This window comes from Paenibacillus sp. R-74696 (assembly GCF_055814915.1).
In genome coordinates this window covers 1-26,590 of record NZ_JBPULM010000040.1, presented here as the reverse complement: position 1 = coordinate 26,590, position 26,590 = coordinate 1, and the positions used below count along the sequence as shown (strand labels likewise).

Sequence of the window (26,590 nt, the reverse complement as noted above, 5' to 3'; positions counted from 1 at the left end):
GCGCAACTCAATCGTAGCGTCTTTACCGTTGAACCTTTTTTATTAGGTCATTCAACGAACAGCTGAAATATTCCCTGATAGCTCAGTTGGTAGAGCACTCGACTGTTAATCGAGTTGTCACAGGTTCGAGTCCTGTTCGGGGAGCCATATGCTCTCATAGCTCAGTAGGTAGAGTGCATCCATGGTAAGGATGAGGTCACCGGTTCGATCCCGGTTGAGAGCTCCAGCTTTATACGTGAGGCCCGTTGGTCAAGGGGTTAAGACACCTCCCTTTCACGGAGGTAACAGGGGTTCGAATCCCCTACGGGTCACCATCTATTGGGGATTAGCCAAGCGGTAAGGCAACGGACTTTGACTCCGTCATTCTCAGGTTCGATCCCTGAATCCCCAGCCATTCATGAGTCATTAGCTCAGCTGGTAGAGCACCTGACTTTTAATCAGGGTGTCGTAGGTTCGAATCCTACATGACTCACCATTTTTCCTAACAGCTTTACCCATGCGCGTGTGGCGGAATTGGCAGACGCACCAGACTTAGGATCTGGCGTTTCACGACGTGGGGGTTCAAGTCCCTCCACGCGCACCATTTAATTAAACTCAACTCCTTTTATCTGAAAATGATAAGAGGAGTTTTTTGATGTTCATTTTATTAAATCCCATCCGCCAATTAATCCAGTAAATTACGCCTGATTTTCCATGTTGCAGATTAGTTTGATTGTGTATAATGGCATAGCAGTGAGAATTACTATCAATGAAGAAGCAGAAAAGGGTGGGTTCGGTGGTAAATGGAACAAGGAAATACACGATTAGGTTAGCTACGCTGCTTATAGGGTGTCTGATCGTTCTTGCAGGCTGTGGAACAGCAGCAAATTCAGGTTCGGAATCAACTGCATCTCCAGTGCAGCAGACGACTGCAACGACTGAGCAAGAGCAGGCTGGCACTTCTAATACACGCGTTGTCACTGATTCATATGGAGAGAAAGAAATTCCGGCTAATCCGCAGCGCATTTTTTCAGTGAGTGCTACCACGCCATTGCTGGCACTAGGCATTACGCCGATAGGCGGCTTGAATTATGAAATTACACCGGATTACTATTTAAATAGTTATAAAGATCAAATCACTATTGCTGGAGATTATCCAATTAATTATGAGTCGGTTTTGGAATTAAAGCCGGATCTTATTATCGCTTCTTCCTTTGTCGAAGCAGATGTAGTTGATCAGCTGAGCAAAATTGCACCTACAGTCATTTATCCATGGGAAGTAAATTTGTATGAGCAGCTAAAATTCATTGCCGGCGTTGTAGGGAAAGAAGCAGTGGCCGAGCAATGGATTAAGCAGCATGAAGAGAAAGCGGCGAAATACAAGGAGGAAATCAAGCAGTATGTTGAGCCGGATGAGACGGTTGCTGCTATCCAGATTTTTAAAAACTCCTTCCAGGTAGCCGGTAATCGCAACATGGGACATGTCCTCTATGATTTGCTGGGGCTTAAACCGCTGCCGTCGATTCAGAAGCAAATAGATGAAAGCGAAGATTATTTTGTTTATACCGATTCGCTATCCCTTGAAAAATTGCCGGAGTATGATGCCGACCGATTGATCGTCAAAGTAGACATTACACAGCCGGGATCCGAGCAATTTTTTGAAGAAATGCAGCAATCGGCCATTTGGAAAAGTCTTTCCGCAGTGAAAAATGGCAAAGTTTATATCGTGCCGCATGAAAAATGGTGGTCCTATACGTTGTTCTCAACAGATGCTCTACTGGATGAAACGATGCAGCTATTCAAAAATTAAACGAAGTGCTGGCAAGGAAGCTTTCCTGATTCGACAGGAAAGCTTTTTTTATATATAGGAAAGGATATGCTGTTTCCATCCTTTCCTATATTTCTACGCGAAACGCAAGCTTTGCCGCCAAAGGACGGCTTCAGCCGTTTACGCTTGGGCATTTTTCCGCTACAATAAAATGATAGCATTTCTGAGAATGGTTATCATAATGGGAGGGGAACAAGGGCAAATGGCGGATAAGGGTGAACACATAGATGATTTGCAGCTCCGCTGGGTTCAGATTAGCAAAGGTTCATTTACTGGAGGAATACCAGCGTTGTCTCAGAACGCTAAGGTACACACGTTATGGACCATAATGCAAGGAACGGCAACGGTGATGCTTCATGGGCAGCCTATACAGCTTGAGCCAGGCACATGTGTTCTGTTCGAGCCCGAGACAACAATAGAGGTCGATAGAGTAGAGGATGGACGGCTTCAGTATTATTCGCTTGAATTTGAAGCAGCTTCTGCTGACGATGAAGAGGATGGGAGAGAGCTGCTTTCCTTCGCCGCTGGTCGCCCCCACTTCATTAAGCCATTTGCACCATTAATGGACGTTTTGGATTCACTGTTTGATTTACGAACGGCTGTAAGCGGAATGGTGCGATTTAAGCGCAATATTTTGCTGCAGGAGGCCATTTATTTAGTTGCCGCGGCTGCATCAGCCTCTAACCACTCTAAGGATGGGGAGCATGTCGTAGAGCAAACGATTTTATATATGAAGGAACACTATAAAGGTAAAATGACTCTGCAGGAGCTCGCGGATTTAGCGGGTGTGGGCATACGTCAGTATACTCATATGTTCAAGCAGTTGACGGGAGCAAGCCCGATGGATTATTTGGGCAAGCTGCGTATGGAGCGGGCCAAGAAGCTGCTGCTGGTGCCTTCGAATGATATGGTCACAGTAGCCAGTCATGTTGGCTTTAAGGATGAATTTTATTTTAGCAGAAAGTTTAAGCAGCATGTGGGGGTATCTCCTCGGGTATATGTGCAAACGAGAGAACCAAGGGTTATTGGCCTTCTTTATACGTCGCATTTGCTCGCGCTTGGTCATGTGCCTGTAGGTGCACCTGATTACCATCTGTTCGAAAATTATTATGTGCGTGAGCATGTAAGAGCCATGACACCTTTCAAATGGGAACCCTGTGACATGGAGGCTGTTCGCGCGATGAAGCCTGACTTGATTTTGGGCTATGAGCATATGCGCTCTGAGGAGCAGGAGCAGCTTAGCCAGTTGGCCGAGCTGATTCCTATCGATTGGCATACTCAGGACGTTTACGGGCAGCTGCGACAAATTTCAGCAGTTGTAGGCAAACGGAGACAGGAAAGAGAATGGATGGAGCGGCATTTGGCTAAAGCGGATCAAGCGAGGGAACGGATTCAGCGTCAGATTGGCGGCATGGAGACATGCGCTGTGCTGGTCATGGAGCGTGATACGTTCAGAGTAGTGGGTAGCCGCAATATGGGGCATGTTTTTTTTCGCTTGCTTGGTCTAGATCCCCATCCACTTGTGAAGCAGCATATGGAGGCGGGAGCGCCGTTTATTTTTTCCGAGCCTAAGCCGTATAATGATCTGTCAAAATACGACGCTGATCGGCTCATAATCATGATTAATCCGAAGGATCAAGGGGCTCCAGAAGCGTTTAACCAGTTGAAAATGTCCGAACGATGGCGGAATCTCGCGGCAGTACGCGGTGGCAGAATGCATATTGTTCCTTTCAACAAATGGTGGGTGTATTCGCCGCTTGCGATTGATGGGCAGCTTGATGAAGCGGTCGCTTTTTTGCATAAGGAAGATGTAAGTTAATAAGTGAAACTATATAAGAAAAGAGCTGATCGCAATGTGGCCTGAAACGATAGACGTGCTGCTTAATCACCGCTCCATTCGGAAATTTAAATCGAACCCCATTCCACAGCCGACCCTGGCAAAAATAATAGAGGCGGGGCAGCAAGCTTCAACCTCAAGCAGTATGCAGTGCTTCACGGTAATCAACGTGAGTGACCCAGATAAGCGAAAAAAACTGGCTGAGCTTTCCGGCAATCAGGCCTATATTGAGGAATGCCCCGTATTTCTCGTCTGGTGCGCCGATCTGTACCGTTATGAGCAGGCAGCCAAGCAGCATTATGAGGGCGAGCTTACGAGCACGGTTGAAAATTTTATCGTAGCAACGGTTGATACCGCGCTGGCTGCTCAAAATGCAGCGATCGCAGCGGAATCGCTTGGCTATGGAATTGTTTATATTGGTGGCATCCGCAACAATCCCCAGGAGGTTTCAGCGCTTTTAGAACTGCCAGCGCATGTGTACCCCGTATTCGGGATGTGCATGGGGGAGCCGGATCAAGCGCCGCTGACGCGACCAAGACTGCCACAGCAGGCGATTTTGCATGAAAATAGCTATGATCAGGATGCGGTGGAAAGCGGCATTCGGCAGTATGACGAGACGATTAGGCAGTATATGCTGGAGCGCTCAGAAGGCAAGCTGAATACGAGCTGGTCCGAATCTATGGCGGCCAAAATCAATCATCCCCGTCTGCATATGGGCGATTTTCTCCGCAGCAAAGGCTTCTTGCAAAAATAAGAAGCCTTTCGGCCGTGCATGGGCGATACAAAATCATTTGGCCTAAACAATTGCTTTATTTTCATTGACATTATACGTGAGAACGATTATCATTAATTATTGAATGATACTGATAATAGTTATCATGTTTAATGAATGATAAGTCGTATGATTTTAAAATATTCAGCAAACAATCCGTATAAGCGGGCATCGGAAGGAGCGTGCATGTCACATGATTCGCCTCACAACATCGAATCTCGACATTGGTTATGATGAACGGTTAATCGTTCAAGATCTGAATATTGCTATCCCACAAGGAAAAATTACTGCGTTGGTGGGGTCCAACGGTTCGGGTAAATCGACGATTTTGAAAACAATGGCTCGTCTGATGAATCCATCTGCAGGCAGCGTATTGCTGGATGGGAAGTCGATTCATAAGCAAGCGACGAAAGAAGTGGCGAAGCAGCTGGCTATTTTGCCGCAAAATCCGACTGCTCCAGACGGACTGACCGTATCCGAGCTTGTATCGTATGGACGTTTTCCTTATCAGAAGGGCTTCGGCTCTGTGAGCAAGGATGACCGTAAAATTATCCAATGGGCCATAGAAGCGACGGGAATGGTAGATTTTGCTGACCGTCCAGTTGATCAGCTGTCAGGCGGTCAACGCCAGCGTGCTTGGATTGCGATGTCATTGGCACAGGAAACGGATATTTTATTTTTGGATGAGCCAACCACTTTCCTTGATATGGCGCATCAGCTCGAAGTATTGCATCTGCTTGAGAAGCTTAACGAGGTTAATAAGCGTACGGTTGTTATGGTTGTCCATGACCTGAACCACGCTTCGCGTTATGCGCATCATATGATTGCTATCAAAAAAGGCAGTGTCGTTGGTGAAGGCTCGCCGCAAGAGGTTATGACACCGGAGATTTTGCGCGAGGTGTTTAACATTGAAGCTGATATTATGCCTGATCCGCGTACCGGTGTTCCGCTGTGCATGCCGTATGCGCTCGCAGGTGAGTCGGCTGCATCCAGAGTTATGCTTGATAAGAAGCCGGCATTAGCTGGAGTTGTATAGTCAGTCATCAAACCGTGCTTGCAGGAGCACGGTTTGATTTTTATGTGGCGGCTAAAAGCAAAGGGAAGGCTAAAAACCCGGAAAAAGTTTTTTTAGAAAAAGCTAAAATAACAGTTGCAATTCCCTTCTCAACATGATATATTATTACTTGTCGCCACGATGAAACACTTAAGAAATACAGGCGAAAATGTAATGCGGACGTGGCTCAGTGGTAGAGCATCGCCTTGCCAAGGCGAGGGTCGCGAGTTCGAATCTCGTCGTCCGCTCCATAATGCGCGCCCTTAGCTCAGCTGGATAGAGCGTTTGACTACGAATCAAAAGGCCAGGAGTTCGAATCTCTTAGGGCGCGCCATTTCTTTAAAAATGAATTATCTGTCGGGACGTAGCTCAGCTTGGTAGAGCACCTGGTTTGGGACCAGGGGGTCGCATGTTCAAATCGTGTCGTCCCGACCATATTTGCGGGTGTAGTTCAATGGTAGAACTTTAGCCTTCCAAGCTAATAGCGTGGGTTCGATTCCCATCACCCGCTTAAACGTTACAAAGTACGAAGAAAGCCTTGCGGTATGCAAGGTTTTTTTTGTTCCTGTTTTTAAAGGATGATAATTTTTAAGGACAAAATAGCCAAGCGCTAAGGAGGTTGAAGGTGGATGAAGCAAAACAAATATGATGAGTCCTCTTTTTTCACAAATTATAGCCAGATGGCTCGTTCGATTGGGGGACTGGATGCTGCCGGAGAATGGTCGTTTTTTCGCAAAATGCTGCCGAAGCTGGAGGGTGCAAACGTGCTCGATCTCGGCTGCGGATTCGGCTGGCATTGCCGCTATGCACGGGAACAGCATGCCCGCTCGGTTGTAGGGATTGACCTTTCGGGCAATATGCTGGAACGGGCAAGGGAAATGACAGACGATGGACAGATTGAATATCGCCAGCTTGCGATTGAGGATATCGATTTTCCAGCGGAGGAGTTTAATGTCGTCATTAGCTCGCTTGCGCTGCACTATGTGGAGCAATTGGGCGGCCTCTTCAATAAGATTCACCATTCCCTGACGCCAGGCGGCACATTTGTCTTTTCGGTTGAGCATCCGGTGTTCACCGCGCTTGCCGGACAGGATTGGCATTATGGGGCGGAAGGGGAAAAGCTGCATTGGCCGCTGGATAATTATCATAGGGAGGGCCAGCGTCAGTCCAGATTTCTGGAGCATGATGTCGTTAAATATCACCGTACGGTTTCGACCTACATGAACGCGTTGATTGAATCCGGATTCGAGCTTAAGCAGCTTTCGGAGCTGCAGCCGACAAAGGAGCTGCTGGCTAGCCATTCGGCTTGGCAGGAGGAAATGCGCCGTCCGATGTTTTTGCTAGTTTCAGCAGTGAAAAAATAACAAAATAAGTCCCAATACATCGATAATAAGTGACAATAGAGAAGCGATGAACAGAAAGCTTCTATGGAGAGTTTCAGCCATGGAAGCTTTTTTAGTAGCGTTTGTCTGATTGAAGAGGCTATAAAGGATTGTTTATTTGCTGGAAAAAAGATGCCTGTTAGCTGGAAAAAAGCATACGCGTGCTACCAGCTAGTTTATTTTTATAAGGGTAGAAATGATCCCCGATACGCAAGCGACAGCAAGAGAAAGGTAGGCCCATTTATTTTTTTTAAAATAGATGAGGAATACCGCGAGCAGGGCCAAGGCGGTGGACAGCAGCGAGGACAGCAATGCACCGCTCATAAATGCAGCATTCCGATAAGGGATATACAACGGTATGAGCATAAGAAGCAAACTGAAGGCGATAATGGCGATTTGATGAGGGGTCAGGTGAAGGTAGCTGCCTTTTTTAGCCGTAACTTTAACCGTTATAAAAGAAATAGCTGCGATAATTATCAGCAATGGCAAGTAGAGCTGAACTATGAAAATCTCCTCCATTTCTTGATAAATCGAGGTAAATTCCTTTTTATACCATACCTAAAGATACGTGTGAATGGCAACTATTCTTTTTTTTATATCTTTTCTACAGCGTGAAAATGATTCTATTTATCCATAAAAAATGAATGAGATAGAATTGTATCATACAGGGGTAATGTATGACGTTAGCGGAAATTCAGGGGATCATCTCCTCATTTTATGATTAATGCTCCCTTTTTAGTTGTGAGCATAATAGACAACCTCCCATACATCTTGGTAAATGGCGGGGCTTCAACCGTGAAGGATTTTGTAGTATGATGTAAGATAGTTAAAATGAGTCCGTTATAGGGCACGCTACAGGAGGATTTCAGTATGTCGGAACAAGCTGCAACGAATTTATCGGCAAGCCGCCAGCAAGCGAACAATTTGCTGCGTAGGGATGTTCGGTTTCTAGGCAACATACTCGGCGAAGTGCTCGTCCACCAGGGCGGCAAGGAATTGCTTGAAATTGTAGAGCAAATCCGTGAAACAAGCAAATCGTTGCGAGCGGAATATATTCCGGAGCTATTCGCGCAATTCAAGACGACCGTGTCGTCATTGAGCCCGGAAATTAGGCACCAGGTTATTCGTGCCTTTGCGATTTATTTTCAACTGGTTAACATTGCTGAACAAAATCACCGTATTCGCCGCAAGCGCGATTATGAGCGTTCCACTGGGGAAGGCGTTCAACGCGGCTCCATTGAGAGTGCTGTAGCGGATCTGAAGGAACGTCAAATCGCAGTGGAAGATGTACAGCAAATGCTGAGCGGCATTTCGCTGGAGCTTGTTATGACTGCACATCCAACGGAAGCTACACGCAGAGCGGTACTGGATATCCACAAGCGGATTGCCGAAGATGTCATGGAGCTTGATAATCCGACGCTGACTTATCGTGAGCGCGAGAAGCTTCGCGAGAAGCTGCTGAATGAAGTGCTTATTTTGTGGCAAAGTGATGAGCTTCGTGACCGTAAGCCTACGGTTATCGACGAAGTTCGCAACGGCTTGTATTATTTTGATGAAACGTTGTTCGAGGTACTGCCTGCTGTCTACGAAGAGCTGGAGCGCTGCCTTGAGAAATATTATCCAGGTGAAAAATGGCATGCGCCAGACTTTCTCCGTTTTGGCTCGTGGATCGGCGGCGACCGTGACGGCAACCCTTCCGTAACGGCGAAGGTGACGTGGGAAGCGCTGACGATGCACCGCCTGCTGGCAATTCGCAAGTATGAAGAAACGCTGAATGAGCTGATGGGCCAACTCAGCTTCAGCACGAATATTGTGGAAGTGTCGGATGAATTGATTGAATCGATTCGCCGCGACCGCGAGCAGGTTGAGCTGAAATGCGTAGAACTGTGGCGCAACACGAAGGAGCCTTACCGCATCAAGCTTGGCTTTATGCTGGAGAAGCTCGCCAATACGCGCAATGAGGCGCTCAAAGGCTCGGCTATGCGCTATAACAGCCCGGAAGAGCTGCTGGAGGATTTGAAAATTATTGACCGCAGCCTGCGCAATCACTTCGCGGATTATGTGGCAGACACGCATATCGGCAAGCTGGTTCGCCAGGTTGAGCTGTTCGGCTTCCACCTGATGACGCTGGATATTCGCCAGCACAGCAAAGAGCATGAAAATGCGATGACTGAAATTTTGGCGAAAATGAATATTACGCCTGATTATGCAGGTTTGAATGAGGATGAAAAGGTTGAGCTACTGCATCGCCTGCTGAATGATCCGCGTCCATTGACGTCGAGCCACTTGGATTATACCGATGCAACGCGTGAATGCCTCGATGTGTACCATACGGCTTACCGTGCGAAGCAAGAGTTTGGCCCGAACTGCATTTCCAGCTACCTGATCAGTATGACGCAGGGCGCCAGCGACATGCTGGAAGTCATGGTCTTCTCGAAGGAAGTTGGCTTGTTCCGTCAAGATCGCGACGGCACGGTTCACTGCTCTGTTCAATCGGTGCCACTGTTCGAGACAATCGACGACCTTCATGCGGCTCCGGCTATTATGAAGCAGTTGTTCGAACTGCCGATTTACCGTCAAGCCGTTGCGGCTCGCGGCGATCTGCATGAAATTATGCTGGGTTACTCCGACAGCAATAAAGATGGCGGAGCGGTTACAGCAAACTGGGAGCTGCGCGTAGCTCTTAAGGAAATTACAGCAGCGGCGAACGAATACGATGTTAAGCTGAAGTTCTTCCACGGACGCGGCGGAGCACTCGGTCGCGGCGGCATGCCGCTGAACCGCAGCATTTTGGCACAGCCACCGCATACGGTTGGCGGCGGCATCAAAATTACCGAGCAAGGCGAAGTGCTTTCCTCGCGTTATTCGATGCAGGGCATCGCTTACCGCAGCTTGGAGCAGGCGACTTGGGCGCTGATTACAGCAGCGCGCTTGGCAAAATATCCGGAGCAGGGCCAGACGGCCGAGCCGGAGTGGGAAGAAATAGCCCGTTCGATTTCCGAGACGGCGCTGGAGAAATATCAGGATTTGATTTTCCGCGATCCGGATTTCCTCACGTACTTCAAGGAATCGACACCGCTGCCTGAGGTTGGCGAGCTGAACATTGGCTCACGTCCGTCCAAACGGAAAAACAGCGACCGCTTTGAAGATTTGCGCGCGATTCCATGGGTATTCGCATGGACGCAAAGCCGTTATCTGCTGCCAGCCTGGTATGCAGCCGGCACAGCGCTCCAGCAATATGTGGATGGAAGCGAAGAGCGTCTGCAAACGTTGAAAACGATGTATGAGCATTTCCCATTCTTCCGCTCTTTGATCGACAACCTGCAGATGGCACTGGCGAAAGCCGATCTTATTATTGCGAAGGAATATGCGGGCATGATTTCCGATGAGGCTATCCGCGATCGTATTTTCCAGCAAATTGAGTCGGAATATGCGCTGACGTCGCAAATGATTTTGAGCATTACGGGCCAAGCGGAAATTTTGGATAACGTACCGGTTATTCAAGAATCGATTCGCCTCCGTAATCCATACGTTGATCCGCTCAGCTACATGCAGGTTCAGCTTCTGACTGAGCTCCGCGGACTGCGGGCGAAGGACGAGGATGATCCAGAGCTGCTTCGTGAAGTATTGCTCACGATCAACGGAATTGCAGCCGGCCTGAGAAACACGGGCTAATACGAATACGGAGCTTGCAAAATAAATAAGTAAACGCCACGAGATTCTGGCGTGAATAGGAAAGCCAAGCAGGGCAGCTATTGCCTCGCTTGGCTTTTTTTTGCGTTGTAAAAGGTGGGGCAAGCGGGAGCAGTGGCCCTTATTATGCGCTTGTACAGCTTTTTAGCACGATATATGGTCGGGGTTCAAAGGTTTTATGTTGCTTTAAATTTCACTTAAGTTTGATTTAAGGTGCGTCCTGCATGATGTATACATAGAAGGCAAACGAAATGACCGAATACAATCGAACGGACAAGAACGAATCGTTATTTTCCCGATACTTAGCTTAAGTGATGAATTTTACTCGGTAAAACTTGAAGGAGGCAATCAAGATGAGCGAGGACAACCAATATAGAGGAACAAATAACAGCTTGAATGGACAGGGAGATGATCGTATGGCGGATCAAGTGAATGGTGGAGGACAAGGAAACGAGCAGGCGGACATGAACACAGCCGGATCGAGCGATAGCAAAGACGGACAAGCGAGTGCAGCTGGCAAGCCCGGGAGCGAGCAGGTTTTCAAAACGGTTTATGGTTATGAGGATGCTGCTGAACCGCGGGAAGAGGCTTCGGCGTCGAAGGAGGCGGAGGCGAATGGAAGCCGGACAACGCCCCAGCAAGCTGATCCACTCGTATCATCGGTATCGCAGCAGGAATCAGCTGCAGGCCAAGAGGCTGCAAAACAGACGGCTCCGCTAGTAGCTTCCTACATCTACGAGGCAGAACGCTCCCCTTCGAGCTTGCGCCATTCGTATGAGAAGCAGCTGGGTCAGTTGCAGACGATGACGGATAAAGGGCAAAGCGGCGCAGGCAGGGGCGGGGACGAGGCTTCCTCCAAGCTGGCGAAGCGTTCGCCGATGAAGTCCATTTTCGCCGCGTTTCTGGCAGGGGCTGTCGTCATCGGCGGCTTTATGTATACGGCGGATCGCAGCAATTTGTTTACAGGCGGCGTAGCTACAGTGAATGCGACAAATGGCAGTGTCGTCAGCAATGGCAGCGAGAACAGCGCAGGCTTGACAACCGCCGCCAACTCGGTGGACAGCCAAATTTCCAGCATTTATGCAGCGGCATCCCCAGCGGTCGTCAAAATCGAAAACTACGGCCAAGCGACGCGCTCGAGCGGACGCGGCTCGGACTACTGGCAGTTTTTCGGCCAGCAGGCACCGCAAAACGGCCAACAGCAGCAGCCAAATGCAGGCTCCAATGATCAAAACAGCACAGACGATTCCAATTTGCAGCTTACCGGCTCCGGAACGGGATTTATATTCCAGTCCGATGGTTACATTTTAACGAATGAGCATGTCATTAGCGGGGCTTCCCAAGTGAAGGTAACCGTAGAAGGTTATGATGAGCCGTTTGTGGCCAAGGTTGTTGGCTCCAGCGCCGATCTGGATTTGGCTGTTCTGAAAATTACCGGAACGACGGCATTCCCGATGCTGTCGCTGGGCGACTCGGATAGCACAGCCATCGGTGACTGGGTTATCGCTATCGGCAATCCTTATGGCTTCGACCACACGATGACGGTTGGTGTGCTAAGCGCGAAAGAACGTCCAATTTCTGTACAAGACGAAAATGGCGGCACGAAGGATTATAAGCATTTGCTGCAGACCGATGCCTCCATTAACCCAGGCAACTCGGGAGGTCCGCTGCTGAATACGAGTGGGCAGGTCATTGGCATCAATACGGCGGTAAGCGCGGAGGCGCAAGGCATTGGTTTTGCTATTCCATCGAACGAAATTCAAAGTGTGCTTCAAAAGCTGATGACAAATTCCTTATAATATTTTTCATATAAAAAGGCTGGGAACGATGTGCGGTACGATTCGCATTCGTAACGAGCCCGGCAAGAGCAGCATCAAGCGAAAAGCTTGAGAGCTGCTTTTTTGCCATAGATAGTGGAAAACGTATATAATAATTCAAATAAGGTAGCGGTGTTGTTTCGTCATACGTTGGAAAGATTGGATGTTTCTTACGCAATTATCTTGCTTTTTAAGTCCATGTGGATTACGATTTTCTATAGAGTTTAAGGGCAGAGGACGCGGCAGGAGTTATATTTGTTTTAGTAGGCATTGCTGATTCATAATAGCACTCGCGGCAACAATCCGTTCAAACGGAAAGTTTGGAGGAGTAGAAGTGAATGTATTGGAAGCCCGCCTTGCAAAATTATCGTTAAAAGGCGACCAGCGGGCATTTGCTGAGCTCGTAGGGCTCTATCAGGACAAGCTTTTTCACATGGCGTACCGCATGCTGAGCAACCGTCAAGAGGCGGAAGATGTCGTGCAGGAAGCGTTCATGCGAGTGTATAGAAATTTAGAGCGTTACGATGAAACCTTAAAATTTTCCACCTGGATTTATCGGATCGCGACGAATCTTTGTATCGACAAGCTGCGCAAGCGCAAGCCTGTGTATTCACTCGATGCGGAATCGACGGATCACGAGGGCCTTGATGGTTATTCGATGATTCCAAGCGACAATCGTACGCCTGAATCGGAGACGCTGCTGTCCGAGACACAGCGGATTATCCATCAGGCCATTGATTCGCTTCCTCCCAAATACAAGACGGTGATGATGCTGCGGTATATTGAGGATTTATCTCTTCAAGAAATTAGCGAGGTCATGGATATCCCTGTAACGACGATTAAGACGAGGGTACATCGAGGGCGCGAGTTTCTGCGCAAGAAGCTGGAGTACAAGCTGTAAAAATGGCCGAAAGCTTGTCGCGAAATTTTGAAACACTTTCGGATTTGATACGTATCCTATAGTTGTAGTAGAGCGTTAATGTGAGCAAAAGAAAGAAAGGACTGGCTGCTATGGAATGCAAAGTCGCCATCGGAATGATGCACGACTATTTTGACGGTGATCTGACCAGACAAGGTACGATGGATTTGAAGGGGCATATGAGTACTTGTCCCGCTTGCCTCGCTCGGTTCGAACAGCTGGAGAAGACGGAAGCGATGACTTTTTCCGCCTTGGAGCATGCCGCAGTGGTCCCGCATTACGATATACAGTCTTCCGAGAAGCTGACGCAGCTTATTCTGGACCAAATACCGAAACCGAAGGCGAAGACTCGTCCGCTGTATTTGCGTTTGCTTTACAAGTACCCGGGCGTAACGGTCGCAGCGGTTTTTGTATTGGTCATGCTGGGCAGCTTCGTCTCGATGTGGGGACATGATACGAAGCTGGTGGTATCGGGCGAGGATCTGCATCAGGTCGTTATTGACGGCAACACGGTTACAATTCCAGAAGGTGTGCATATTAAAGGAAATTTGATCGTTGAAAATGGCATGGCTGACGTAAGAGGCGAAATCGAGGGCAATGTAACGGTTATTGACGGTTCCTTGAATCTTGCTTCGACCGGTTACATTGCCGGGCAAAGCCGAACCATTGATCAAGCACTTGATTGGTTCTGGTATAAGGTGACGACAACTTTCAGCGGATTGGCTTCTTAGGTGGCTGCCTTCCTGACGGGAAGGCAGCTTTTTTTGAAAATATAGGGAAGGATAGGATGGTTGCATCCTTTCTCTATATTTCTCGGACTGAAACGCGCTGCACCGCCAAAAGATGTCGACAGCTGTTTCACCTTGAAATATAGGAAAGTATATGATCGTTCCATCCTTTCTCTATATTTCTCGGACTGAAACGCGCTGCGCCGCCAAAAGATGTCGACAGCTGTTTCACCTTGAATAAAGGAGTTTCCACACCCAATATAGAAAATAATAAAGTTGTAATTAAAAATACATGCGATACGTGCTCGGTTGTTTGGGGGTTCTTACATGAGTTACTTTGCAGATTTGACTTGGCAGAACGGCATCAAGGATGTCATTGATATCGGGATCGTCAGCTATATTATTTACAAAATCATTTTGCTTGTACAAGGGACAAGGGCGGTTCAGCTCTTGAAAGGAATCCTTGTGCTTATTGCTGTATGGGCAATTAGCACGTGGTTCAATTTATATACGCTCAAATGGGTCATGAACCAAATGTTCACCTTTGGCGTCGTTTCGGTGCTCATCATTTTTCAGCCTGAGCTTAGGCGGGTGCTGGAGCAGGTGGGACGCGGGAAGCTGTTCGTCAGCTCGTCCTTTATGGACAAGGATGTTGTCAATGAACAAATTGATGAAGTGATGAAGGCTGTCCAGTTTATGGCGAACCGCAAAATCGGCGCGCTCATCGTTTTTGAACGGACGACCGGCGTTAATGAACTGATTGAATCAGGTGTGCAGATGGAGTCGCGAATAACTTCCGAGCTGCTGAACAATATTTTTACGCCAAATACGCCGCTGCATGATGGAGCGGTTATTATTCGGGGTAATCAAATTATGGCGGCAGGCTGTTATTTGCCGCTGTCTGAAAATCCTTTTATAAGCAAGGAGCTAGGTACTCGCCATCGTGCGGCAATCGGCGTCAGCGAGGTTAGTGATGCGATATCGGTTGTGGTGTCTGAAGAAACGGGACAAGTTTCATTGGCGCTCAACGGCATGATTGTTCGTGATATTAAAGAAGAATCGCTAATCTCGAAGCTGTTCGAGGAGCTGACTCCGAAGACGAATGGACGCACGAAGGAACGCTCTACGTTCGCGTTCTGGAAGCGGAAAGGAGGCCAGGATGGATAAATGGCTTAGTCATCCGACAGCGATTAAAATTATTTCGATCGTCATTGCGCTGCTGCTGTGGGCAGTTGTGCATTTCGATCCGGAATCGACTCCTGCTGCGGTGACCTCCAATACAGATAAAAAAATTATTGAGGCCGCGCAAATTATTCCAACCGGGCTGGATGAAACCAAATATTCGCTCGTGCAGATGGAGCCGACCGTTGTAAGAATTATGGTGGAGGGCCGCCGTTCAAAGCTGCTGACCGCCAAAGACGAGGATTATATTATTACCGCCGATTTATCGGGCCTCGGAACAGGCGAGCATGTTGTGCCATTAACGTATACGATGCCGAGCGGCGTCACCTTGCTGGAAATTTCACAGCGCACGGTGAAGGTAGATATCGAAGAAATTCAGACGAGGTCCTTTGATCTCGGGCTGAAGACTTCAGGCACGCCTTCAAGCGGCTATATTGTCGGCACTCCATCATTGGTGGGCAAAGAGACAGCCGCGTCCGTTAAAGTGACGCTTCCGAAGGATGAAATGGAATATGTCGGTTCGGTCAGCGCGACTGTTAGTGTGGAAGGCGCCAAATCGACAGTTCAGGATAAAAAGGCGAGTGTTGTTGTTTATGATACGGAAGGCAAAGTGATGGAGCATGCCATTACCAATCCGAAGATCGTTGATGTGGAGGTTCCCGTCACTCCGCCAATCAAGATGGTTCCGCTCCAGATCAGCTACACAGGCAGCTTGCCGGAAGGTTTAAGCATTGCTTCGATTAAACCGGAAATCGACAAGGTTGCCGTTTATGCGGATCAGAAAACGCTTGATGCCCTCGAAGTATATAATGGGGTGACGATTGATCTTGGAGCTGTAGAGCAGTCGGGCACAGTGAAGGCGAAAGTAACGAAGCTGGATGGCATCGTGCTCGTTGAGCCTGCTGAAATTAATGTTGAGGTTAATGTCGTCTCATGGGAATCGCTGACTTTGACGAGAGCGATTCAGCTAACGAACGTTGGCGAGGGTCTTTTCGCCGAAATCAGCAAGCCGCAGAGCGGCGAGGCGAGCCTGAATATTCACGGTGCGCCAGATGTGCTATCGGCGATTAGCGACAAGGATTTGCAACTGACAGCTGATTTGCAGGGGCTAAAGGCAGGCACACACACCATCAAGCTGACGACAACGGTGCCGCGTTTTGTGACCGTAACAAACGAAGAAGCGGCATTTAGCGCTACGGTAGTTATTGGCGAGAAGTCTGATCCGGTAACGGCAGATCCAGATGCAAGCGGTGGTACGACCGAACCAGAGCCGAGTCCGACGCCTGAGCCATCGGCAACGCCGGATAGTGGTGAGAGCACGCCTAGCGCTGGAGCGGGAAACGATGGCAGCAATGAAGGCACTGGAGCTACGAATGCTGGTGGCGGCGAGCCAAGCAATGGCAGCGCCACAAATGCAAATGGCTAATGTAATGTAAAGAGCAGCAACAAATATTTGGCTGGTTCAGCCAATATCGACATCATAAAAGGGGCTAGAACGATAATGGGGAAATATTTTGGTACAGATGGCGTGCGCGGTGTCGCGAATCAGGAATTGACACCAGAGCTTGCTTATAAAATTGGCCGCTGCGGCGGATTTGTATTAACGGGAGAGGCAGATAAGCCGGTCGTCGTTATCGGACGGGATACGCGTATTTCCGGCCCCATGCTGGAATCGGCGCTAATTGCTGGTTTGCTGTCCATCGGCGCGAGCGTGGTTCGTCTTGGCGTTGTATCTACGCCAGCAGTTGCTTATATCACGCGTGAGCTCAAGGCGGATGCGGGTGTGATGATTTCCGCTTCGCATAATCCGGTTGAGGACAATGGCATAAAGTTTTTCGCTGGCGACGGCTTCAAGCTGTCGGATGAGACGGAAATTCGCATTGAGCAGCTGATTGATGCGGAGCAGGATGAACTGCCGCGTCCTGTAGGCGGCGACATTGGCACTGTAACCGACGATGACTCGGCGAAGAAGCGTTATCTGGACTTTTTGAAAACGACGATTACAGGCGGCTTCAGCGGCCTTAAAATCGTGCTCGACTGCGCCAACGGCTCCGCCTATGAGCTGGCGCCTGCTGTATTCCGCGAGCTTGGCGCGGAAATCATTACAGTAGGGGCGGAGCCGGATGGCCGCAACATTAATGCGGGCGTCGGTTCGACGCATCCGGAATATTTGCGTGAGCAGGTGCTGGCGCATAAAGCGGATCTGGGATTATCCTTTGACGGCGATGCCGACCGCCTGATCGCCATTGATGATCAAGGCGAAGAGGTCGATGGCGATTATATTTTGTGCATCATTGGCGATGCAATGAAACAGGCTGGAAAGCTGAAGCATGACACGGTCGTTACGACGGTTATGGCGAACATTGGCTTTTTCAAGGCTGCGGGGCAGCTAGGCCTGCAAACCGCACAAACCGCTGTTGGCGACCGCTACGTGATGGAAGAAATGCGTCGCGGCGGCTTCAATCTGGGCGGCGAGCAGTCCGGCCATGTTATTTTTCTAGATTATATTACGACGGGTGACGGCATTCTGACCGCTTTGCAGCTGGTCGATACGATTAAAGCTTCCGGCCGCAAGCTCAGCGAGCTGAAAACCATTATGCGCAAGTTCCCGCAAGTGCTCGTTAATGTGCGCGTAGAAGACAAGAGCAAATACCTGGGCAACCAGGCGATTGAAGCAGCAGCGGAAGAAGTATCCCGTGAGCTTGGCGACAACGGCCGTGTGCTGGTTCGTCCATCCGGTACGGAATCGCTTATTCGCGTCATGGCAGAAGGCCCAGACAAGGCTCAGGTTGAAGCATACGTCGCAAAGATTGTTGATGTGGTGAAAAAAGAACTCGGTTAATCATTAATGGGCTGAGTATTTAGCGTCAGCAATCGTAAACGAGAGTAGACGTTAACGACCACAAACGTTGAAGGAAATTCATATTAATAGCAGTAATGTTAAACGGGACTTATTTTTAAGGTTAGCAATTATAAACGTTAGTAATGTTAAGCGATATAAAAGATTGGTGCCCTAAATGATTAATGCCGCTTGCATTCGGCGATTGAATTGAAGCATGTGCGCTAAAGCTTCAGCACAGGCTGAGAGGATTGGCGGAATGCCGGCGGCTAGGCACCGATACGCTTTTTGAGACATAAAATGAAGTAGGCAGTGGAGGCAAACGGTGGGTATAGCTGCTTATGAATGGATACGAGCCCGATGTTGTTGCATATTTGCCTGAAAATGAATACAATAGAGATTATGATTTCATTCCAGAAGGAAAGCGAGGATCGAGGTTATACTGCAATATAAGCGCCAGAGCTTGCGTGATGATTCGTTTCGATGCTCTACGTAACCGATGAATGGGCTGCATGATGGATGTGCAGACAGTGGTTATGGAAGCAGTAGGGGCGATCATACGGGAAGCTGACGAGGTGGAGGTGTTCGAAATGTTCGGCGGGGGCCTCCCGGTTATAGCATGCCAACCGAAAGCTGAGACGCAAAATGATTGGGCGACCATTCATACAAACGTTCAGCAGGCATCAACAGACGAAATAATTGAACTTTTATTCCCGTATGTCTATGGTGCCGCCTGTGGGGCTGGTACGGGCAGAGGGTTACACAACTTCTTTGTATAAAAGCAGAACTGAATTTGTGACAACCGAATAGCGCCTGTGCCGCATATAGGCAGGCATCCGTCATAAGGGCATTATACCTATAACGGAGGTCTATTAAATTATGTGTGGAATTGTAGGATATATTGGTAAACGTGACTCGCAGGCGATTTTGATCGAAGGGCTGAAAAAGCTGGAATACCGCGGCTATGACTCGGCAGGCATTGCTGTATTCACGGACAATGGTCTTGAAGTATCCAAGGCAAAAGGACGTCTTGCGAATCTTGAAGGCAAGCTGCAAGGCGAGCCATTGCACGGTTCCGTGGGCATTGGGCATACACGCTGGGCGACTCACGGCAAGCCATCTGATGTGAACTCGCATCCGCATACGGACAATTCCGCTAAATTTTCGGTGGTTCACAATGGTATCATTGAGAACTACCTGGATTTGAAGGATGAATTGACTGCAAAGGGTCATGTATTCGTATCGGAGACGGATACAGAAGTAATCTCGCATCTCGTAGCTGATGAGTATGACGGCAACATCATTGAAGCGGTGCAGCGTGCGGTTAAACGTATGCGCGGAGCGTTCGCGCTTGGCGTATTGACGGAGTTTGAACCGGAGAAGCTGGTAGCGGTTCGTTTTGCAAGCCCGCTTGTAATCGGCGTAGGCAAAGGCGAAAACTTCATTGGCTCGGATATTCCGGCGATTTTGGAGCATACGCGTGACGTGTATATTTTGGACGACGGCGAAATGGCTATTTTGACACGTGATGGTGTCGAATTGATGACGACAGAAGGCGCAGCTATTTCCAAGGAAATATTCCATGTCGACTGGGATCTGGTAACCGCAGAAAAAGCCGGATTTGATCATTTTATGCTGAAAGAAATTTATGAGCAGCCAAAAGCATACCGCGACACAATGCTCGGCCGCGTTGCAGACGACGGCAAATCGGTACAGCTATCTGAGCTGACGATGACGAAGGATTATATTAAAACGATTCGTAAAGTGCATATCGTTGCTTGCGGAACAGCTTACCATGCTGGCCTTGTTGGTAAAACGGTTATTGAGTCCATTGCCCGCATTCCGGTTGAAACGGATGTAGCTTCGGAATACCGTTACCGCTCGCCAATCATTACGCCGGATACACTCGTTATTGTAGTCAGCCAATCCGGTGAGACAGCGGATACGCTTGCTGCTTTGCGTGAAGCGAAGCGCAATGGCGCTCACGTACTGGCGATTACGAACGTAGTGGGCAGCTCGATTGCCCGCGAAGCGGATGATGTGCTGGTAACGTTGGCAGGACCGGAAATTGCGGTTGCTTCGACAAAAGCTTACACGTCGCAGCTCGTAGTCTTCTACCTGCTCAGCTTGTATTTTGCGGATACACTTGGAACGAAAAACACAGCTGAGGTAAGCGAGATCCTTGCTGCGATGCAAGAGCTTCCTGAGCAAGTGGAAAGCATTTTGGAGCAAGCGCCGGTGTTGCGCGATATTGCTGAATCGATCTCCTCGCACCCGAGCCTGTTCTTTATTGGCCGCGGCATTGACTATCCAGTAGCACTGGAAGGCTCGCTGAAGCTGAAAGAAATATCGTATATTCACTCGGAAGCTTACCCAGCTGGCGAGCTGAAGCACGGTACGTTGGCACTGATCGAAGAAGGCGTTCCCGTTATCGCATTGGTCACGCAGGAAGAGCTGTACGAGAAAACATTGAGCAATATTAAAGAAGTGAAAGCACGTGGCGCGAATGTGCTCGGTATTGGCAATGTTGGCTATGAAGAAGAAGTGAGCAAATCGGTCGATACATTGTTCTCGATCCCGCGCACACTGCCGATTTTGACAGCTGCCCTGTCCGTAGTGCCGCTGCAATTGATCTCTTACTACGCGTCGCTTGCGCTCGGACATGATGTTGATAAACCGAGAAATTTAGCGAAAAGTGTTACGGTGGAGTAGGGGAAGTAATAATATTCACTTTTTGTCCAGTGAAAAAAAAGTGTGGAACCAGTAAAAGAAGTCTGGAACCTATGTTATAAGTGTGGAACCGCTAGAACAGTCCCGATGATGCTTTGTTTAGATCATCGGGATATTTTTATTCAGAAGGGATTGTAGCTTATGCTTGGGGAACGAGTTCGTATAATTAGAAAAAAAATCAGATGAATCAAATGGAGTTTTCGAACCGAGTTGGTGTGTCTCAAGGAACTTTAAGTGAACTGGAGCAGAGCAAATACAATCCGTCACTGGAGACAATATTGGCAATTATAAAGGAGTTTAACATAAACCCCACATGGCTTTTGTTCGGAGATATGGCAAGTGAGGATGAACTTAAGGAAGTGGTAGGGGAGCTTAATCATGTGGAAAACAGCCTAATCATCAGCTTCAGGAAGTTGTTTAGTCGCATTTCACAACTCACCACTTAAAGTTAGCACCTCATCATTTTATATTTATTGCTGAGTCGACGAATTTCAGGTATCCATTTTTGATTTTAGTTTGGCAGCTGCTCAATCATTGTTTGGGCTAATTAGCAAAATAATTGACGATATTAGCTGAACTTTTCATTGTGGACACAAAACTTTTGTTGGGCAAAAAAGTAGACAAGGAGAACCTATTGTAGACTTGAAACAAAGATTGATAATTTGGAATAAAGATTGATAATATATCCATAGACTGAGGATGCTTCATTAGGCTAACGAGCAGGTGTCAGAAGGAAATAAAGTACTAGAATGAAACGGAGGCGAGGCTCCGGCTCATGTGACAGGTTACCCTTTCGGAAGCCGATTCGGTGCGATCGGCACACTGGCGATGGCGGATGCTGCCGGCGCTTCTGGTAGCTTCGGTTTGGCGCGGTCTCTTTGTCTCTGACTGCCCAGCCGAACAGTAGTGTTGCAAGCAACCTGCCAGTCTAATACTTATTTTCCCTGGGCTGACGATTCTCTCAGCTAAAAACCGTGTAAAATCAACTGCTCTAGTCTACAACTTTATTTTCTTTATACAGCAGGATATTTAGCTCGCTTTTACTCCTAAATCCCGCTTTTGTATGCTGTATTGTAAAAGAACGATAGAAAAACGGGGATGATTTAGAAAACGATAGACCATATCTTGGCCTGGCAATGAGCCGCCTCGGCCACTTTCCAGCAGTCAAAGACAAGCGAGAATAGCAGCTGAAAGACAGCGAGCGCTGAGAGGCCAAAAGACTTGTGAATGCCAGCCGCCAGAAGCAGTTTGCCGACTTTCAAAGAAGTAAAAACAGACGAAAAACGAGACTGGTCAGACAGGGAACGATGGTGTACCATAGATTACACCTTTCTTTGTTTGCATGGATGCTAGTCACTCCCATGATACCAAACGAAGAAGGTACTTTTTTATCTAAAGAAAGAAAAAACACGATTTATCCATACAGCCGCAAGGGATTCAAGCTAATTTCGCGTTGCGAAAGTTGAGTTATTAATTAATTTAGAGCTTTTTTTGTGGAGGAATCAACAGTGATTGTAAGTACAAAATTTCAGATCCCCCATATAAGAAACACTATGGTATCCCGTCCGAAGCTGATGCGCAAGCTTAATGAGGGGATGGAAACCAAGCTGATGCTTGTTTCCGCGCAGGCTGGTTATGGAAAGACAACAGCTTTATGTGAATGGGTGAAACAATGCAGCGCGCTTGTTGCGTGGGTCTCTTTAGATAAGCATGATAATGAGTGGATTTCATTTTGGAGTTGCGTAACGGCCTCCATTCAGGAGAGAATCCCTAGCTTTGGCCAAACGATTGGGTGTCTTCTTGAGAAAGGACCTTCGGAATCTTCAGAGCCTATGATTAAGGAACTTTTGAATGAATTGAATCATATAACCGGTGAACTGGTAATCATACTCGACGATTATCATTTCATTGAACTCCCCGATATTCACCAATCATTGAGCTACCTACTGGAACATTTTCCTCCACATATTCATCTTTATATCGCTAGCCGTACCGATTTGCCGATCCCTACTACCAGACTTCTGGCGAAGGGTGAATTGCATTTTATCCAAATGCATGATTTGCGCTTTGAACTGGAAGAGGGGTTTGCATTTTTTCGAGATACGACGGATTTATCGCTAACGAAAGGGCAAGTAACCGAGCTGTTCCATCGAACTGAGGGTTGGGTCAGTGGATTGCAGCTGGCGGCAATCTCTCTGAAACGCAGTACTAATATAAAGCAGTCCATCCAGCAATTTACGGGTCAACAGCATCATATATCTGATTACTTGTTGGAAGAAGTGTTCCTGCAGCAGTCGGAAACAATGCGCTCCTTTTTATTGGAAACGTCCATTTTAAGTAGAATGAACCATTCTTTATGCCAAGCAGTTACGGGTCAAATGAACAGTCAAGAGCAATTGGAGAGACTGGAGCAACTAAATTTATTCATTATACCCTTAGACGAGGGGCGGAATTGGTATCGTTATCACCATTTGCTTTCCGATTTCTTGCGACAGCTAGGGTCCAGAACGGATTCGGACAAATGGATTCAAGTGCACATCCGCGCGGCGAATTGGTTGGAAAAAAACGGGTTTGATGAAGAAGCGGTGGAGCATTATTTAGAAGGCCAACAGTTTGCGGATGTTATTCGGATGATCGAGAAAAATCCCCCTGCCTTGATGCAATCGAAGAGTGCTGCGTTGATGAGGTGGGTAACTGTTTTACCTGAAAGCTCCTTTGCGGAGAAGCCTATGATCGAAATGTTTTATATAGCCGTAATGATGCTAGGAGGTAAGTGGGAAGACGCTTTTCAGAGAATGGAGCAAACCAAAGTCCGGTTTGAAGCACTGCAAGGGAAAATACCTGATGTAGACTGGAACAAGGTTATGGGTAATATTTATTTCTATTGTGGTATGGCCTCTTATATCCAAAATGACTTTGTGCGAGCATCGGATTATTTGGCCCTTACAGAACGATATATGCCGGAAGGAAGCTACTTTCAGGTGATGGGGGTAAACCGGTATGAAGGGTACAGTAGGAATTATGATCAATTAACTTTAATCAATGATCTGTATGCGGCGGAAGACTTCTTTTTGAAATGGATTAAAATATGGGAGAATAAAAAGAATTATCCTTTTATTGGATATATGTACTTGGCATATATCCATTTGCTGTATGAGTGGAATCGGTTGGAGGAGGCAGAATTTTACTTCGGTCAGTCATTGGGGCGCATAGACCATCAGCCTCTTTCACGAATTATGATCCAATTGGGCATCGCTGCATCGCGGATTGAGCAAGCCAAAGGAAATCCAAAGCGAGCTTCCGAACTATTGGTGCAATTGAAGTCGAAAATTGATTCACCCGATTATGCTTTATTTATTGTGAAAATCGAAACGGAACAAGCTTATCTATTTTTGCGGCAAGGCTCGCTCAAAGATGCGACTGATTGGTTGCAAAGGTGCGGTCTTGCGCACACGGATGAGGTTTCATTGAATCTTATGGCAGAGCATCTGATATTGGCTAGAGTGCTTGCGGCGTGCGAACGAATAGAAGAAGCGCTGTACCTGTTGGAAAGATTATATCTCTTGGTGTGCAAGGGAGACTGTCTCCGTGATCACACAAAAGTATTAATTGTGCAAAGTGTAACGTTATGGCATTCGGGTCAAAAGGAGGCTGCGCTCATTCAATTGGGCACTGCTTTGGCTTTGGCTAAGCCAGATGGATATATTCGTAGTTTTATTGACGAGGGTTTTGTAATGGAGGAGATGCTTGACGCTTATTCAAAGGTTCAGCAAGATAGCAATTCTTCTTCGGGTTCCTATGTAAAGCAACTGTTGCGTGCTATGAATGATATACCAGAGGTTGATCAATCACCCAAAGAAATACTGACAGGGCAGGAATTTAAAATTTTGCTGCTAATCAGGGATAGATTGATGAACAAGGAAATTGCCGAGCGTCTGAATATTACGGTAGATACCGTGAAATTTCATATTAAAAACATCTACAAAAAGCTTGAAGTAAACAATCGTAAACAAGCACTGGAACTTGCAAAGCAATTATAGAGACTTGGTTAAAATGCCTATCCTGTTTTTAAAAACCTACCCCAGGCGGGTAGGTTCTATTTTGTTTATTTTAATTTATAGTAGAGGAGAATGTCGAATCTAGACAAAGGTGAGTGAAACAATTTATGAACAAACGTTGGATTTCTTTATTAATGGTATTAATTATTCTATTGGGGATGGTCCCTACTTTTGCTACTGCTGCTTCTACTGATAATTGGGTTAATCGGAAACCTAATAACCTTGTTACCAGTAATCAGGACGTCTGCTACGGTAACGGCAAGTTTATGGCGGTGACTGATGAGGGAGGCATCTTAACCTCGAGTGACGGAACGAGTTGGACGTATTACGAACCGGAAAATACACTCAAGCTTTCTAGTATCAGTTGCGATAATGGCCAGTTTGTGGCTGTGACTAGAGCTGGACTTGCATCGTCCTCTAGTGACGGAGTGATCTGGAAAACGGGCCATACCCTCAATAATTATTTATCCCTTTGGGGCGTTAGTTACGGCAACGGCCTTTATGTGGCGGTGGGGAACAAAATTGCTGGAAATATAGGAGCCATATACACCTCTACGACGAGCGAGACGCCGGACTTATGGACGGATCGCAATGTAAGCACCACGTCAGTACTTAAGGGCGTCACCTACGGCAACCAAAAGTTTGTGGCGGTGGGGCAAAATGGAACGATACTGACCTCCAGTGACGGAGTGAGCTGGACGAGCCAAAATTCGGGCACTGCGGCAGATCTTAAAGGCGTCAAATACCTAAATGGTAAGTTTGTGTCCTGGGCAGTAGACGGAACAACGATATTGACCTCCGTTGACGGAGTGAGCTGGAGTAAGATCACCACGTCGGGCCTTATCTGTGAGAAATGTGCGTTGGTAAATTCTGGCGTCCTTCATAGTGTCTCCTACGGAAATGGTACGTATGTGGGTGTGGGATCATTTAATTCTATCTATACCTCCAGTGACTTAGTGAGTTGGACGAAAAGCTATGAGGCTGCGTTCGGGTCTCTTAATGGCGTCACCTACGGCAACGGCACGTTTATCGTGGTAGGTAACAGAGGAGACATATTTCAAAACATTGATCTCCCGACATACACCGTAACGTACAATGGTAATGGCAGCACGGGAGGAACCGTGCCAACGGATAGCAATCCGTACGAGCAACATGCAACGGTAACCGTAAGAGGAAACACGGGAAGCTTGGTGAAGACGGGCCACACCTTCGCAGGTTGGAACACGGCTGCCAACGGAACAGGAACAGCCTATGCGGCAAATGCAACGTTCGGCATGGGAGCGGCAAACGTGACGCTGTACGCGCAGTGGACGGCCAACCCGACATACACCGTAACGTACAACGGCAATGGCAGCACGGGAGGAACCGTGCCAACGGATAGCAATCCGTACGAGCAACATGCAACGGTAACCGTAAGAGGAAACACGGGAAGCTTGGTGAAGACGGGCCACACCTTCGCAGGTTGGAACACGGCGGCCGACGGAACAGGAACAGCCTATGCGGTAAATGCAACGTTCGGCATGGGAACGGCGAACGTGACGCTGTACGCGCAGTGGACGGCCAACCCGACATACACCGTAACGTACAATGGAAATGGCAGCACGGGAGGAACCGTGCCAACGGATAGCAATCCGTACGAGCAACATGCAACGGTAACCGTATTAGGAAACACGGGAAGCTTGGTGAAGACGGGTAGCACCTTCACAGGTTGGAACACGGCGGCCGACGGAACAGGAACACCCTATGCGGCAAATGCAACGTTCGGCATGGGA

At 47.8% G+C, this 26,590-nt stretch carries 18 protein-coding genes, 10 tRNA genes and 1 pseudogene; 28 read left to right on the top strand and 1 reads right to left on the bottom strand.

What is annotated here, in order from left to right:
• Window positions 1-71 precede the first annotated feature (71 nt).
• The 26 genes from ACSR9A_RS19315 to ACSR9A_RS19190 all read left to right on the top strand — a co-directional run bounded on the left by ACSR9A_RS19315 (window position 72) and on the right by ACSR9A_RS19190 (window position 21,206).
• Window positions 72-147, top strand: a tRNA-Asn gene (locus tag ACSR9A_RS19315).
• Window positions 148-150: 3 nt separating this feature from the next.
• Window positions 151-226, top strand: a tRNA-Thr gene (locus tag ACSR9A_RS19310).
• Between the two features lie 13 nt (window positions 227-239).
• Window positions 240-314, top strand: a tRNA-Glu gene (locus tag ACSR9A_RS19305).
• 5 nt (window positions 315-319) lie between these two features.
• A tRNA-Gln gene (locus ACSR9A_RS19300) sits at window positions 320-394 on the top strand.
• Between the two features lie 5 nt (window positions 395-399).
• Window positions 400-475, top strand: a tRNA-Lys gene (locus tag ACSR9A_RS19295).
• Between the two features lie 23 nt (window positions 476-498).
• Window positions 499-583: transfer RNA gene (locus tag ACSR9A_RS19290), tRNA-Leu, on the top strand.
• A 165-nt stretch (window positions 584-748) separates the two neighbouring features.
• Window positions 749-1,789, top strand: coding sequence for an ABC transporter substrate-binding protein (locus ACSR9A_RS19285; RefSeq protein WP_473758952.1), 1,041 nt, complete (start codon window positions 749-751; stop codon window positions 1,787-1,789).
• Window positions 1,790-2,096: 307 nt separating this feature from the next.
• On the top strand, window positions 2,097-3,626 hold the full coding sequence (locus ACSR9A_RS19280; protein WP_473758950.1) for an AraC family transcriptional regulator: 1,530 nt from the start codon (window positions 2,097-2,099) through the stop codon (window positions 3,624-3,626).
• A gap of 34 nt (window positions 3,627-3,660) precedes the next feature.
• A complete protein-coding gene (gene nfsA / locus ACSR9A_RS19275; protein ID WP_473758948.1) occupies window positions 3,661-4,398 on the top strand; it encodes an oxygen-insensitive NADPH nitroreductase in 738 nt (245 codons plus the stop codon).
• 211 nt (window positions 4,399-4,609) lie between these two features.
• Window positions 4,610-5,452 carry an ABC transporter ATP-binding protein gene (locus ACSR9A_RS19270; protein WP_473758946.1) on the top strand — a complete coding sequence of 281 codons (843 nt, stop codon included), beginning with the start codon at window positions 4,610-4,612 and terminating at the stop codon, window positions 5,450-5,452.
• A gap of 194 nt (window positions 5,453-5,646) precedes the next feature.
• Window positions 5,647-5,721: transfer RNA gene (locus ACSR9A_RS19265), tRNA-Gly, on the top strand.
• Between the two features lie 6 nt (window positions 5,722-5,727).
• Window positions 5,728-5,804: transfer RNA gene (locus ACSR9A_RS19260), tRNA-Arg, on the top strand.
• A 24-nt stretch (window positions 5,805-5,828) separates the two neighbouring features.
• A tRNA-Pro gene (locus ACSR9A_RS19255) sits at window positions 5,829-5,905 on the top strand.
• 5 nt (window positions 5,906-5,910) lie between these two features.
• Window positions 5,911-5,981 (top strand) — tRNA-Gly (locus tag ACSR9A_RS19250).
• A gap of 118 nt (window positions 5,982-6,099) precedes the next feature.
• Entirely contained in the window at window positions 6,100-6,834 is a 735-nt protein-coding gene (locus tag ACSR9A_RS19245) for a class I SAM-dependent methyltransferase (RefSeq protein WP_473758944.1), read from the top strand.
• A 63-nt stretch (window positions 6,835-6,897) separates the two neighbouring features.
• A complete protein-coding gene (locus ACSR9A_RS19240; protein WP_473758942.1) occupies window positions 6,898-7,467 on the top strand; it encodes a hypothetical protein in 570 nt (189 codons plus the stop codon).
• A gap of 255 nt (window positions 7,468-7,722) precedes the next feature.
• Window positions 7,723-10,527 carry a phosphoenolpyruvate carboxylase gene (ppc, locus tag ACSR9A_RS19235; RefSeq protein WP_473758940.1) on the top strand — a complete coding sequence of 935 codons (2,805 nt, stop codon included), beginning with the start codon at window positions 7,723-7,725 and terminating at the stop codon, window positions 10,525-10,527.
• A 371-nt stretch (window positions 10,528-10,898) separates the two neighbouring features.
• Entirely contained in the window at window positions 10,899-12,344 is a 1,446-nt protein-coding gene (locus tag ACSR9A_RS19230; protein ID WP_473758938.1) for a S1C family serine protease, read from the top strand.
• A gap of 352 nt (window positions 12,345-12,696) precedes the next feature.
• Window positions 12,697-13,263, top strand: coding sequence for an RNA polymerase sigma factor SigW (sigW, locus tag ACSR9A_RS19225; protein WP_046233638.1), 567 nt, complete (start codon window positions 12,697-12,699; stop codon window positions 13,261-13,263).
• An 80-nt stretch (window positions 13,264-13,343) separates the two neighbouring features.
• Entirely contained in the window at window positions 13,344-14,012 is a 669-nt protein-coding gene (locus ACSR9A_RS19220) for a zf-HC2 domain-containing protein (RefSeq protein WP_341279757.1), read from the top strand.
• Between the two features lie 324 nt (window positions 14,013-14,336).
• The gene (cdaA, locus tag ACSR9A_RS19215) at window positions 14,337-15,176 is read left to right on the top strand and encodes a diadenylate cyclase CdaA (RefSeq protein ID WP_341279756.1); all 840 of its coding nucleotides are present in this window, start codon (window positions 14,337-14,339) and stop codon (window positions 15,174-15,176) included.
• Window positions 15,169-16,617 carry a CdaR family protein gene (locus tag ACSR9A_RS19210; protein WP_473758934.1) on the top strand — a complete coding sequence of 483 codons (1,449 nt, stop codon included), beginning with the start codon at window positions 15,169-15,171 and terminating at the stop codon, window positions 16,615-16,617. The genes cdaA and ACSR9A_RS19210 overlap by 8 nt, the downstream gene beginning before the upstream one ends.
• A 75-nt stretch (window positions 16,618-16,692) precedes the next feature.
• Window positions 16,693-18,033, top strand: coding sequence for a phosphoglucosamine mutase (gene glmM / locus ACSR9A_RS19205; protein ID WP_473758932.1), 1,341 nt, complete (start codon window positions 16,693-16,695; stop codon window positions 18,031-18,033).
• Between the two features lie 509 nt (window positions 18,034-18,542).
• Window positions 18,543-18,809 carry a hypothetical protein gene (locus ACSR9A_RS19200; protein WP_473758931.1) on the top strand — a complete coding sequence of 89 codons (267 nt, stop codon included), beginning with the start codon at window positions 18,543-18,545 and terminating at the stop codon, window positions 18,807-18,809.
• Window positions 18,810-18,909: 100 nt separating this feature from the next.
• Window positions 18,910-20,742, top strand: a complete 1,833-nt coding sequence (gene glmS, locus ACSR9A_RS19195) for a glutamine--fructose-6-phosphate transaminase (isomerizing) (protein WP_473758929.1) — start codon at window positions 18,910-18,912, stop codon at window positions 20,740-20,742.
• Between the two features lie 200 nt (window positions 20,743-20,942).
• Window positions 20,943-21,206: a helix-turn-helix domain-containing protein gene (locus tag ACSR9A_RS19190; RefSeq protein ID WP_473758928.1), complete on the top strand. Its 264-nt coding sequence runs from the start codon at window positions 20,943-20,945 to the stop codon at window positions 21,204-21,206.
• A 640-nt stretch (window positions 21,207-21,846) separates the two neighbouring features.
• Here ACSR9A_RS19190 and ACSR9A_RS19185 read toward each other — a convergent pair.
• Window positions 21,847-22,079, bottom strand: a pseudogene (locus ACSR9A_RS19185) (IS4 family transposase); the annotation flags it as partial.
• Window positions 22,080-22,268: 189 nt separating this feature from the next.
• Here ACSR9A_RS19185 and ACSR9A_RS19180 point away from each other — a divergent pair.
• A complete protein-coding gene (locus ACSR9A_RS19180) occupies window positions 22,269-24,800 on the top strand; it encodes a winged helix-turn-helix domain-containing protein (RefSeq protein ID WP_473758927.1) in 2,532 nt (843 codons plus the stop codon).
• A gap of 125 nt (window positions 24,801-24,925) precedes the next feature.
• Window positions 24,926-26,590 (top strand): InlB B-repeat-containing protein (locus ACSR9A_RS19175; RefSeq protein ID WP_473758926.1); only part of this gene is annotated, 1,665 nt, incomplete at its 3' end.

Coding starts and splice junctions, on each gene's coding strand:
- ACSR9A_RS19285 (WP_473758952.1), top strand. CDS start 749: ATGAAGAAGCAGAAAAGGGTGGGTTCGGTGGTAAATGGAACAAGGAAA.
- nfsA (WP_473758948.1), top strand. CDS start 3,661: ATGTGGCCTGAAACGATAGACGTGCTGCTTAATCACCGCTCCATTCGG.
- ACSR9A_RS19270 (WP_473758946.1), top strand. CDS start 4,610: ATGATTCGCCTCACAACATCGAATCTCGACATTGGTTATGATGAACGG.
- ACSR9A_RS19245 (WP_473758944.1), top strand. CDS start 6,100: ATGAAGCAAAACAAATATGATGAGTCCTCTTTTTTCACAAATTATAGC.
- ACSR9A_RS19240 (WP_473758942.1), top strand. CDS start 6,898: ATGGAGAGTTTCAGCCATGGAAGCTTTTTTAGTAGCGTTTGTCTGATT.
- ppc (WP_473758940.1), top strand. CDS start 7,723: ATGTCGGAACAAGCTGCAACGAATTTATCGGCAAGCCGCCAGCAAGCG.
- ACSR9A_RS19230 (WP_473758938.1), top strand. CDS start 10,899: ATGAGCGAGGACAACCAATATAGAGGAACAAATAACAGCTTGAATGGA.
- cdaA (WP_341279756.1), top strand. CDS start 14,337: ATGAGTTACTTTGCAGATTTGACTTGGCAGAACGGCATCAAGGATGTC.
- ACSR9A_RS19210 (WP_473758934.1), top strand. CDS start 15,169: ATGGATAAATGGCTTAGTCATCCGACAGCGATTAAAATTATTTCGATC.
- glmM (WP_473758932.1), top strand. CDS start 16,693: ATGGGGAAATATTTTGGTACAGATGGCGTGCGCGGTGTCGCGAATCAG.
- ACSR9A_RS19200 (WP_473758931.1), top strand. CDS start 18,543: ATGATGGATGTGCAGACAGTGGTTATGGAAGCAGTAGGGGCGATCATA.
- glmS (WP_473758929.1), top strand. CDS start 18,910: ATGTGTGGAATTGTAGGATATATTGGTAAACGTGACTCGCAGGCGATT.
- ACSR9A_RS19190 (WP_473758928.1), top strand. CDS start 20,943: ATGAATCAAATGGAGTTTTCGAACCGAGTTGGTGTGTCTCAAGGAACT.